This window comes from Novosphingobium sp. HR1a, from assembly GCF_015594425.1.
Classification (GTDB): domain Bacteria; phylum Pseudomonadota; class Alphaproteobacteria; order Sphingomonadales; family Sphingomonadaceae; genus Novosphingobium; species Novosphingobium resinovorum_A.
Window position 1 is genome coordinate 1 of record NZ_JABXWS010000021.1, and the last position, 11761, is coordinate 11761.

The following is an 11761-nucleotide window of genomic DNA, read 5'->3' on the forward strand; positions in this document are numbered from 1 at the left end:
CCCTTCACCCATTTCGCGTAATGCTAACTCCAAGTGAGGCTTGGGTGTTTAGCCACGCGTAGCGGACAGTTCCACACCTGCGGCTGTCTGCTGGGATTTCGATCGCGCGGGCACCGGCGGACCCCTTCGTGCCAATGTAAATCGGCGCAGCACCGGCGGATTAGCGTGCCCAGAAGTTGATCGACAGGATTGGGTTGCCTGGTTCATGCCAGATGTGTATGCCAATAAAACATAAATGACGGGCATGGAGAGATGTGTTGATTGGTAAGATTGTCATACCAATTATGGTGACGGCTTCTTGCGTGGCCGTTCCGGCCATTGCGCGGGACTATCTCGTCCGCACGCCTGCCGAATATGCGAGAGTTTTGCCCATGGTGCAGGCCGGGGATGTCGTTCGGCTCGCGAATGGGGAGTGGAAAGATTTCCCGATCGTCTTCGAGGCTCATGGGCGTGATGGGCGACCGGTGACGCTGGCGGCGCAGACTGCCGGAAAGGTCGTGCTGACCGGGGCTTCCAGCCTGAAGTTGGCGGGCGAATGGCTCGTAGTCTCAGGGATGGTGTTCCGCAACGGTGCGGCGCCGGGCGACGAGGTGATCAGCTTCCGCCGGGATTCGCGCCGGGTGGCGGTGAATTCGCGGCTCACCGAGGTTGTCATCGACCGTTTTAACCAACCCGACCGCCGCCGCGAGGACCGCTGGGTGTCGCTCTACGGGCACGACAACCGCGTCGATCACAGCTGGTTCGCGGGCAAGGGAAATACCGGGGTGACGCTGGCAGTGATCCGCCCTAAGGGCCAGCCGCAGGCCAACCGCCACCGGATCGACCACAACTATTTCGGTCCGCGCCCGCCGCTCGGTTCCAATGGCGGCGAGACGATCCGCATCGGAACCAGCGACGAATCGCTTTCGGACTCGTTCACCACCGTCGAGGCCAACGTGTTCGACCGCTGCGACGGAGAGGTGGAGATCGTCTCGGTCAAGTCGGGCGGCAATGTCGTGCGCGCCAACCTGATCCTGCAGTCGCAGGGCTCGATCGTGCTGCGCCACGGCAACGGCAACCTCGTCGAGCGCAACGTTTTCCTGGGCAAGGGCAAGCCGCATACCGGCGGCGTGCGCGTCATCAACGCCGGCCAGATCGTGCGCGACAATTACATGGAAGGGCTGGCGGGAACGAGCTTCACCAGCGCAATCGCGGTGATGAACGGCGTGCCCGGCTCTGCGGTCAACCGCTACCATCCCGTGACCGGCGCGGTGATCGCCAACAACTCGATACTGGACTCGGTCCGCATCACGCTGGGTGCAGGTGCGGACGCGGAGCGTTCGGCACCGCCACGGGACAGCCGCTTTACCGGTAACCTCGTCACCGGCACAGGCGCTTCGCCCTTCGCGATCGAGGCGGACGTCAAGGGCATCGCCTTCACGGACAACGCGGCGAGCGCGCAGGTCCCCGCCGAACTCGCACCGGGCTTCACCACCGGGTCGATCGCGCTGAAGCGCGCAGCTAACGGGCTGCTGTATCCCGGCGATCCGGCACTGGCGAAGCGCGGCGCGCCGCGCGATCTGGTGCCTGTCACGCTCGCGCAGGTGGGGCCGGACTGGTACGCCAAGCCCGCGCCCGAAGTTGCCTTCGGATCGGGCCGCACGATCGAGACGCATCCCGGTTCGCTCGAAACCGCCGTCGCCGCGGCACAGCCGGGAGACGTGATCGCGCTTGCCGCCGGGCGCTACGCCGTCCGTGCCCCACTTCGCATCGCCGTGCCAGTCACAGTTTCGGGACCGAAAACCGCGACGATTGCCTTCACCGGCCCGACGCTGTTCGCGCTGGCGGAAGGCGGCCGCCTGCGCCTGCAGGGACTGACGATCACCGGCGAAGCCGCGCCCCGCAGCGCAGGCAATGCCGTGATCCGCTCCGCCCCGACCTCGACGATCGCCAATTACGCGGTCGAGATCGAAGGCACCGACTTCGCCGGGCTGGATGCCTCTCCCGGCTTCGATCTCGTCGCGACCACGCCCGCGACTTTCGCGGACCACCTGACCTTGCGTGACGTCACCGTAACGGGCCTGTCCGGCACCGTGCTCGCCGCCGCTGCGGAGACCGGCGGCAAGGGCCTCTACGCCGCCGAGCACATCACCATCGCCGGCTCCCACTTCACTCACATCGGCGTTTTGGCGCAGGTCCTTCGCGGCGGGACGGACGAGAGCACGTTCGGCCCCGAAGTGGAGATCACCGGCAACACCGTGGAGGGCGGCGGCCCGGAATTGCTGGCGCTTTCGGGCGTGCAGTCCACGCTGATGGCGCGCAATACCTTCCGCAAGGCGGGACGGATCGCCGTTTCCCACAGCGTCGGCGCACCGCTCACCCGTATTCTCGACAACCGTTTCGTCGATACCGCGCAGCCGCAGATCTCGCGGCTCTATCCGCAGGGGACCCCGCAGGTTCAGGTATCCGGCAACGTCAGCGGCGGAGACGCATCATGATCGCACGAACCTTTTTTCTCGGCGCTGCGCTGGCCGCGCTGACTCCGCTGCCCGCATTCGCGGCGACACCCGCAGACGACGCCCATCCCGTCCTGACCGACTCCGCCGCACTCTCGGGCCTCGGCGCGCAGGCAGAGCGCTATCCGCTGTTCGCCGCCGAACTGGCGCGCGTGCGCAAATCGGTGGATGCGGCGATGAAGGCGGGGATCGACGTGCCGGTGCCCAGGGACCCGGGCGGCGGCGCCACCCACGAACAGCACAAGCGCAACTACATGGCGCTCTACGGCGCCGGGCTGCTCTACCGCGTGACGGGCGAGCGGCGCTACGTCGATTACGCGCGCGACATCCTGCTGGCCTATGCGAAGCTCTATCCCGGCCTCGGGCCGCACCCCGCAGCTGCGAACGAGGCGGCAGGCCGTCTGTTCTGGCAGAGCCTCAACGATTCCGTATGGCTGGTCTACGGCATCCAGGGCTACGACGCGGTGCGCGATGCGCTGACCCCGCAGGACCGCAGGACGATCGACGAACAGGTGTTCCGCCGGATGGCGACGTTCCTGTCCACCGGCTCGCCCAAAGTCTTCGACCGCATCCACAACCATGCGACATGGGCCAATGCCGGGGTCGGCATGACCGGTTACGTGTTGCGCGATCAGGACCTCGTCGACAAGGCGCTGAAGGGTCTCGACAAGAGCGGCAAGGCCGGGTTCCTGCGCCAGCTGGACCTGCTGTTCTCGCCCGACGGCTATTATGCGGAAGGGCCGTACTACCAGCGCTACGCCTTGCAGCCTTTCGTGATCTTCGCCGCCGCGATCGACGCCAACGAGCCGCAGCGCCGCATCTTCGAGTATCGGGGCGGCGTGGTCCTGAAGGCTATCCGCACCTCGATCCAGTCGACGTACGACGGCTATTTCTTCCCCTTCAACGACGCCATGCCCGACAAGAGCCTCAAGACCGAGGAGCTCTATCAGGCGGTCGCGATCGGCTATGCCAAGACCCACGATCCGGCACTGCTCTCCATCGCGCAGTGGCAGGGGCGCACGGTCCTGACGCCCAAGGGCCTCGAAGTGGCGCGCGATCTGGCGGCGGGCAAGGCAAAGCCGTTCCCTTTCGCTTCGGTGCTGCTGCGCGATGGGCCGGATGGTAATGACGGCGGCATCGCCGTGCTGCGCGACGGGGCTGGTGCCAAGGATCAGGTGCTCGTCGCCAAGAACACTGCGCAGGGCATGGGCCATGGCCATTTCGACCGGCTGAACTGGATTCTCTACGACAACGGGCGGGCGATCGTCACCGACTATGGCGCGGCGCGCTTCCTCAATATCGAGGCCAAGGACGGCGGGCGCTACCTGCCCGAGAACGAAAGCTGGGCCAAGCAGACCGTGGCGCACAACACGCTGGTGGTGGACGAAGCCAGCCAGTTCGGCGCCGACTGGAAAAGCGCGACGGCCACCCCGCGCCAGCTGTGGTTCAACGGCGAAGGCCCGGCGAAGGCTTCCATCGCCGAGATGGCGGGCGCTTATCCGGGCGTCACCTTCCGCCGCGCGCTGGTGCAATTGAGCGTGGAGGGCGCGAAAAGCCCGCTGGTGCTCGATTTTTTGCGCGTGAACGGCGGCAAGGCGGCGCGCTACGACCTGCCGCTGCACTATGCCGGGCACCTGATCGACACCGGCTTTGCGCTGAAGTCCAACCTCACCGCCCGCCCGGTGCTGGGCAAGGCGAACGGCTATCAGCACATGTGGGTCGATGCGACCGGGACGCCGGGCGCGGATGACGGTGTCGTCACCTGGATCGAGGACGGCCGGTTCTACAGCTACCGCGTCGCCACGCCGGGCGTGACGATGATCCTGGGCGAAAGCGGAGCCAACGACCCGCGCTTCAATCTGCGGCGAGAGCCCTTCATCGTGCAGCGGCTGGACGGCGCGCGCGATGCCGCCTTCGTCAGCCTGCTGGAGCCGCATGGTCGCTACGATGCCTCGGCGGAGACCACCACCGGCAGCGAAAGCGCCGTGCGCATCTTCACCCACCGCCGCGAGGGCGACGTCGACGTGGTGACGATCGGCTGGCGCAGCGGCGCCTCCACGGTGGTCGCGGTCTCCGAGGATACCGATCCCGCCCATGCCCATTCGCTTGTGCTGGGCGAGGCGACGCAGAGCTGGAAGGGGCCGATCGGCCGCTTTGATCTGCCCAAGACCGGCCCCAAGACCGGAGGCAAATCCAAGTGAGGAACCTGCGCTGGATGGTCATCGGCCTGATCGGGCTGGCGACCGTCATCAACTATATCGACCGCAATGCGCTGGCGGTGATGTGGCCTGCCGTCTCGAAGGAGATCGGCGCCGACAAGTCCGACTATGCGCTGCTGGTGACGGTGTTCATGCTGGCCTACGCCTTCGGGCAATCGGCTTTCGGCAAGATCTTCGACGTGATCGGGACGCGGCTGGGTTTCGCTGTCTCCATCCTGTTCTGGTCGCTCTCGATCGGGGCGCATGCGCTGGTGCGCTCGCTCGGCCTGCTGGCGCTGCTGCGCGTGACGCTGGGCGTCAGCGAGGCGGGCAACTGGCCCGGCGCGGCCAAGGCCAATGCGCTGTGGTTCCCGCAGAAGGAGCGCGCGCTGGCGCAGGGTGTGTTCAACGCGGGCGCGTCGCTGGGGGCGATCGTCTCCGCGCCGCTGGTGGCGTTGCTGTTCACCGCGTTCGGCTGGCGCGCGACGTTTCTGGCGATCGGCGTGCTCGGGCTGCTGTGGCTGGTGCCCTGGCTGCTGCTCTACCGCGCCGACCCCGACAGCAACCCATGGCTCACGAAGGCCGAGCGCGAGCATATCCTCGGCACCGGCGAGGCGCAGGCCATTCGGCCGGCGGGCTATGCTCCCGGCTGGGCGCAGATGCTGCACCACCGGCAGAGCTGGGCGATCATCGTCAGCCGCTTCTTGCTCGATCCGGTCTGGTGGCTGTTCGTCTCGTGGCTCCCGATCTATCTGGCCGAGACCTTCGACTTCGACGTCCAGCAGATCGGCCTGTTCGCCTGGGTCCCGTTCGTCGGCGCGATGGCGGGGAGCCTGACGGGCGGCTGGCTGTCCGGTGCGCTGATCGCGCGCGGGCGGACGGTGAACTTCGCGCGCAAGTGCGCGATCACGCTTGGCGGGCTCATCATGTTGCCGCCGCTGCTACTGACGATGCACGCCGCGAGCCCGCTCTATGCGGTGCTGCTTATCGCGGTGATCCTGTTCGGCTTCCAGATGGCGATCAACAACATCCAGACCCTGCCTGCCGATTACTTCGCGGGCGGCACGGTCGGCTCGCTGGCGGGTCTGGGCGGCACGTCGGCGGTGGCGGGCACGCTCGTCACCACCTGGCTGGTGCCGGTCATGACCAAGACCAGCTACGCCCCGATCTTCGCGCTGGCCGCCGCGCTGGTGCCGCTTTCCCTCCTTTGCATCTGGCTGCTGGGCGGCCGGATCGAACCCCTCACTCCCCCGAACACTTCTCAAGACAAGGGCTGAATCCATGCGTTTCAAGGACAAGACCGTCATCGTCACCGGCGGTGGCCGCGACATCGGCAAATCGGTATCGCAATACCTCGCCCGTGAAGGCGCGAAAGTCGTCATCAACTACCGCAGCAACCGCGAGGAAGCCGAGCGCACGCTTGCCGAGATCGAGGCCGAGGGCGGCACGGGTCTGATCCATCAGGCCGACGTCGCGAGCGCGCAGGATGTCGCGGGGCTGGTCGCGGCCACCGTCGAGGCATTCGGCGGCGTCGATTTCGTCGTCAACCTTGCGGGCGGCATGGTCGCGCGCAAGACGCTGGCGGAGATGGACGAGGCATTCTTCGACCATGTGATGGACCTCAACCTCAAGTCCGCCTTCCTCGTCACCAAGGCCGCGCTGCCGCACCTTTCCAAGGGCAGCGCGATCGTCAACGTCGCCTCGCTGGCGGGGCGTGATGGCGGCGGCCCGGGCGCGAGCGTGTATGCCACCTCCAAGGGTGCGCTGATGACGCTGACGCGCAGCTGGGCGAAGGAACTGGGGCCGCAGGGCATCCGCGTCAACGCCGTGTGCCCGGGCCTGATCGGCACCAGCTTCCACGACATCTTCTCCAAGCCCGAGGGCCGCGCCGCCACCGCGAACAACACCCCGCTGCGCCGCGAAGGCCACCCCGACGAAGTGGCGAGCGCGATCGGCTTCCTGCTGTCCGAAGAGGCCGCGTTCCTGACCGGCGTGAACCTCGACATCAACGGCGGCCTGGCCTTTTCCTGAAGGGAAACAAGAGGATGACACGTAAGGCATGGGTGGCCGCGGCAATCGCCGCGGCCCTGCTGGGAACGGGCGCCACGGCGCAGGACGCGAACTCGTCGAAGGGGCGCACCGTGCGCACCGACGCGGAGACGCTGGCGGCCGACAAGATCGTGCTGGTCGGCGATTCCACGATGGCGCCGATGAGCGGCTGGGCCTCGATGTTCTGCGCCCATCACGTGAAATCCTCCACCGCCTGCCTCAATCTGGGGCGCGGCGGTCGCTCCACGCGCAGCTACCGGCAGGAGGGATCGTGGGATCTCGCCCTCGCCGAAGCGCGCGTGCCGGGCTACCGCCGCACTTTCGTGCTGATCCAGTTCGGCCACAACGACCAGTCCTCTGTGGCGGAACGCTGGACCGAGATGGACAGCGAGTTCCCCGCCAATTTGCGCCGCATGGTGGAGGAGGTCCGGCAGGCAGGCGCGGTGCCGGCGCTGCTCACCCCGCTGACCCGGCGAGACTTCGTGAAGGGGCGGCTGAACAACACGCTGGAGCCGTGGGCAGCGAAAGTCCGCGCCGTCGCCGCCGCGCTCAAGGTGCCGCTGGTGGACCTCAACGCGGCCAGTGCAGCGGCGGTTCAGGAGATGGGGCCGGTGCGATCGATGGCATTGGCGCAAACGGCACCCAACGGCACCGAACGAGACCACGCGGGTACAGGAACCACCCTCAAGGCGCGCCCGGCGGCCGAAGCACGGCTCCCCGACGTGCCGACCACGCCCGACGGACCGCGCGGCCAGTTCCAGCGCAAGTTCGACTACACGCACCTCGGCGATGAGGGCGCGGAACTCTTCGCAGGCCTCGTCGCGCGCGATCTGGCGCGGGCTGTGCCGGAGCTGCGGAGCCAGATCGCGCCCTGAGCTCGATTTTAGTTCATACCAATTTGGCAAATTATTGTTTTCAAATTGGTATGAAATAATGGATTGACTGATAATTGATAATTGGTCAGAAAATAATCAAAGACCAAAGGGAAGAGGAATCATGATGTCGCCTCACGATCGCGGCTTCGCTCGCGGCCATAGCCGCCGTACCGTCCGTTTCTGCCTGCTGGCCGGTGTCGCCTTCGTCGCTGCCCCGGTTCTGGCGCAGGAAGCGCCGGCGCAGTCTGAGGCAACTCAGGCGCCGCAGGATTTCGGCGGCGCCTCGGCGCAGGACATCATCGTCACGGGCCTTCGGGAAACGCTCCAGACCTCCATCAACGAGAAGCGGCGCGAAACCGCGATCGTTGACTCGCTCTCGTCCACCGAGATCGGCGACCTCCCGGCGCTCTCGGTGGGCGAGGCGATCCAGACCATCACCGGCGCGACCACGCACCGCGAAAAGGGCGGCGCTTCGGAAATCTCGCTGCGCGGCCTCGGCTCGTTCCTCAGCAACACGACCTTCAACGGCCGCGATGCATCCAACGGCAGCGGCGACCGCGCGGTGAACTTCAACCAGTTCCCGTCCGAACTCATCAACGGCATCAAGATCTACAAGACCCAGCAGGCCGACCTCGTCGAAGGCGGCGTGGCGGGCACGATCGAACTGGGCACCATCCGCCCGCTCGCCTTCAAGAAGCGCCGCATCCAGCTGGACTTCAAGACCAACTACAGCCCCTATCAGGATCGCATCCGCGGCTCCAGCGCCTGGGGCTGGCGCGGCACCGCCAGCTATGTCGACCAGTTCGACGCCGGCGCGCTGGGCGAGATCGGGATCGCGCTGGGCGTCCAGCGCAACAAGACCAACAACCCAGAAGAGACCTATGCCGCCAGCTCAACCTGGGTGGCGTGCAACCCCGGCCTCGCGGTGCCCAATGGCAACTGTTCGGAAGTGAGCCGCGAACAGGCGGCGGCCGGAACGCCCTTCGCGCTGGTCCCCAATGCCGCGACGTACCGCCAGATAAGCGAGAACGACAAGCGCGACGCGATCTTCGGGGCGATCCAGTGGCGGCCCAGTTCGACGCTCGATATCAACCTGGACGTCCAGTATTCCAAGCGCAACTACGCCGAGAACCGGCGCGACCTGAACCTGTCGGAAATGCGCTATGGCCTGAGCAACATCGCCTATGACGAGAACGGCGTCATCACCCACCTCGAAGGGCGCACTTCGCTGGAAGCGGTGGGCACGCTGCTGGAGCGCGACGAGGAGTATCGCGGCGGCGGCTTCAACGTCGAATGGCGCCCCGCCGATCGGCTGACGATCAAGGCCGATGCCTCCTATTCGCGCACCGTGCGCACCGACGTGGAACGCTCGGTCCGCCTGCGCACCGACCCGCTCGACATCTACGGCAACCCCACCGCGATCAACAACCAGCGCGTCGGCTATATCTACGACGTGGCGCCGGGCAGCTATGCGCCGACGCTGACCATCGACCCGCGCTTCGACGTCAACGACTATGCGCTGTTCAGCGATGACGCCCGCCTGCGCCGCGACGAACTGCAGCGCCGCAACCGGATCATCGCCGGTCGCCTCGATGCGACGTACGAGATGGACGGCTTCCTGCGCAGCGTGGCGGCAGGCGCGCGCTGGACCGAACAGACCTATTCGGACTACGACGACCGCGTCGAGATCACGCAGGACAGCCGCGCGGTTGACCGCGACGTCAACCTGGCCTGCCGCACCACGTTCCCGCAGAGCGACTACCTCTCCAACGCGCCGGGCAACCAGTTGTCGAGCTGGGCGACGTTCGATCCGGTCTGCCAGTTCCGCGAATACCTCGGCACCGAGGACCCGGGCCGCAATGCCGATGTGCGCTCGGTCGCCAACCGCGACGTCACCGAGCGTACGCTCGCCGCCTACCTGATGGCGAACTACGAGAGTTCGCTGGGCGACATGCCGATCCGCGGCAACTTCGGCGTGCGGGCGGTGCAGACGCGCGTGACCTCGAACGGGCTGCGCAGCGACCTGCAGGTGGTCAACAACCCCGACGGCTCGATCCGCCTCGTCGACAGCGGCGTGTTCGACACGGTCACCATCAAGAGCAGGTCGACCCGTCTGCTGCCCAGCATCAACGCGATCTTCGAGCTGAAGCCCGACCTGCTGCTGCGCCTTGCCGGTTACCGCGCGATGTCGCGCCCTGCGCCCAGCGCGCTCGGCGCAGGCCGGACGATCCAGCTGGAGGACGGCACCAACTTCTCGTCGGTGGCCGATGCGATCAGCCTCATCACCGCCAACGGCTCGCCGCGCCTGAAGCCGCTGATGTCGTGGAACGCGGATGCCTCGCTGGAATACTATCTCAACAAGGATTCGCTGTTCTCGGCCACCGTCTACTACAAGCAGTTCACCGGCGGCTTCATTCCGGTGGTGCTGAACGAGGATTACTCGATCGGCGGGCAGAACTACTCGATCCCGGTCGTCCAGACCCAGAACAGCACGCGCAAGAGCCGGGTCTACGGGCTGGAAGTGACGCTGGCGAACCGCTTCACCTGGCTGCCCGCGCCGTTCGACGGGCTTGGCGGCAAGGTCAGCTACAACTACGCCAATTCCAATTTCAGGAACGAGGATATCCGCCTCGGCGCGGTATACGATCCGGAAACCGGCGAGACGACGCCGGGGATGATCCCGGCGGCGAACCTTTCGGGCTATTCCAAGCACGTGGTTTCGGGGCAGCTGTACTATTCGCTCGGCAAGCTGAACCTGTCGGCGATCTACAATTATCGCTCGAAGTATTATCAGGACTTCGTCGGCGGCAATTCACAACTGCGCTATGTGCGCGGGAACCAGACGCTGGACTTGCGCGCCTCCTACGACGTGACGCCCAATGTGCAGCTGCAGTTCCAGGCCGTGAACGTGTTCGACGAGCCCAAGATCACCGACATGCCGGTTCAGGGCAGCATCCGGCAGTACCACTATTACGGTTCGCGCTACTTCCTGGGCGTGCGCGCCAAGATCTGATGGCGGGATTGCCGGGGGCTGCAGGATTGGTCAGGCAATTGCCTAGCTTTGGCATGGAAGCTATGAGGCAGGCGTGACAACGAGAGAGAAGAATCGCCATGGCTGACAGGTTGTTCCAGGGCATCGCCGACCAGATCGTGGCCCTGATCGACGAAGGCGTGTTCCCCCCCGGCACCCGCCTGCCCGGAGAGCGCGAACTGGCCGAGCGGTTCAACGTCAGCCGCGTGACCATCCGCGAGGCGGCGATCGCGCTGCAGGCGATCGGCGTGCTGCGGATCAAGACCGGCTCGGGTATCTACGTGGCCGACCGTGCCGACCGTGCCGACGACGTCCTGCCCGCCGTCAGCGCGCTGGAATTGACCGAGGCGCGCGCTCTTTTCGAATCCGAGGCGGCGGCGCTCGCGGCGCCGGTGATTTCGGCCGAGACGCTGGCGAAGCTGGACGAACTGCTGGCGGCGATGGCGGTGGAGCAGGACGATGCGCGCTCCACCGAGATCGACCGGGAGTTCCACATGACGATCGCCTCGGCATCGGGCAATGGGGCGATCACACATGTCATCCGCACCTTGTGGCGGCTGCGCACCGAGTTGCCCGAAGTGCGCCACACCCACGAAAGCGTCTGCCACCATGACGGCATGACCCGGCAGGACGAGCACGCCGCCGTCGTCGAGGCGCTGCGCCGCCACGATCCGCAAGGCGCGCGCGTGGCGATGCGCCAGCACTTCCAGCGCCTGCTCGGCTCGATGCTGGATGCGACCGAGGAACGCGCGATCTCCGAACTGCGCCGCAAGTCGCAGGAAAGCCGCGAACGCTTCCTGATGAGCGCCAAGATCGGCTGATGACGGGTCATATCGTCACCTTTGGCGAAGTCCTGCTGCGCTTCGCCACGCCTGCCGCGCGGCTGACGGTGCAGTGCGATGCGCTGGACATGGCCGTCGGCGGGGCCGAGGCGAACGTCGCGGCGGGGCTCGCCTCGCTGGGCCATGACGTGAAGATGCTTACGCGCCTGCCGTCCAGTCCGCTGGGCGACAAGGCGCGCGCAGCCCTCGCCGCCGCCGGGATCGATACCGCCCATGTGGGCCGCGCAAACGGCCGGATGGGCCTCTACTTCCTCGAAAGCGGAGCAGGCCT

8 protein-coding genes are annotated in these 11761 nt (G+C 66.4%); all 8 read left to right on the plus strand.

The window, feature by feature from the left end; genetic code table 11:
• Positions 1–302: 302 nt before the first annotated feature.
• Positions 303–2477, plus strand: a complete 2175-nt coding sequence (locus HWN72_RS03495) for a polysaccharide lyase 6 family protein (protein ID WP_289357552.1) — start codon at positions 303–305, stop codon at positions 2475–2477.
• Positions 2474–4696 (plus strand): alginate lyase family protein, encoded by a 2223-nt coding sequence (locus HWN72_RS03500; protein ID WP_211149854.1) that lies wholly within the window; start codon positions 2474–2476, stop codon positions 4694–4696. The genes HWN72_RS03495 and HWN72_RS03500 overlap by 4 nt, the downstream gene beginning before the upstream one ends.
• The gene (locus HWN72_RS03505; RefSeq protein ID WP_211149855.1) at positions 4693–5970 is read left to right on the plus strand and encodes an MFS transporter; all 1278 of its coding nucleotides are present in this window, start codon (positions 4693–4695) and stop codon (positions 5968–5970) included. The genes HWN72_RS03500 and HWN72_RS03505 overlap by 4 nt, the downstream gene beginning before the upstream one ends.
• Before the next feature lie 4 nt (positions 5971–5974).
• The gene (locus HWN72_RS03510; RefSeq protein ID WP_211149856.1) at positions 5975–6724 is read left to right on the plus strand and encodes an SDR family NAD(P)-dependent oxidoreductase; all 750 of its coding nucleotides are present in this window, start codon (positions 5975–5977) and stop codon (positions 6722–6724) included.
• 14 nt (positions 6725–6738) lie between these two features.
• Positions 6739–7617, plus strand: a complete 879-nt coding sequence (locus HWN72_RS03515; protein WP_211149857.1) for a rhamnogalacturonan acetylesterase — start codon at positions 6739–6741, stop codon at positions 7615–7617.
• 121 nt (positions 7618–7738) lie between these two features.
• On the plus strand, positions 7739–10630 hold the full coding sequence (locus HWN72_RS03520; RefSeq protein ID WP_211149858.1) for a TonB-dependent receptor: 2892 nt from the start codon (positions 7739–7741) through the stop codon (positions 10628–10630).
• A gap of 98 nt (positions 10631–10728) precedes the next feature.
• Positions 10729–11469, plus strand: a complete 741-nt coding sequence (locus HWN72_RS03525; RefSeq protein WP_211149859.1) for a FadR/GntR family transcriptional regulator — start codon at positions 10729–10731, stop codon at positions 11467–11469.
• Positions 11469–11761: PfkB family carbohydrate kinase (locus HWN72_RS03530; RefSeq protein WP_248005788.1), on the plus strand; the 293-nt coding region annotated here is incomplete at its 3' end. The genes HWN72_RS03525 and HWN72_RS03530, both read left to right, overlap by 1 nt.

Coding starts and splice junctions, on each gene's coding strand:
- HWN72_RS03520 (WP_211149858.1), top strand. CDS start 7,739: ATGATGTCGCCTCACGATCGCGGCTTCGCTCGCGGCCATAGCCGCCGT.
- HWN72_RS03510 (WP_211149856.1), top strand. CDS start 5,975: ATGCGTTTCAAGGACAAGACCGTCATCGTCACCGGCGGTGGCCGCGAC.
- HWN72_RS03500 (WP_211149854.1), top strand. CDS start 2,474: ATGATCGCACGAACCTTTTTTCTCGGCGCTGCGCTGGCCGCGCTGACT.
- HWN72_RS03515 (WP_211149857.1), top strand. CDS start 6,739: ATGACACGTAAGGCATGGGTGGCCGCGGCAATCGCCGCGGCCCTGCTG.
- HWN72_RS03525 (WP_211149859.1), top strand. CDS start 10,729: ATGGCTGACAGGTTGTTCCAGGGCATCGCCGACCAGATCGTGGCCCTG.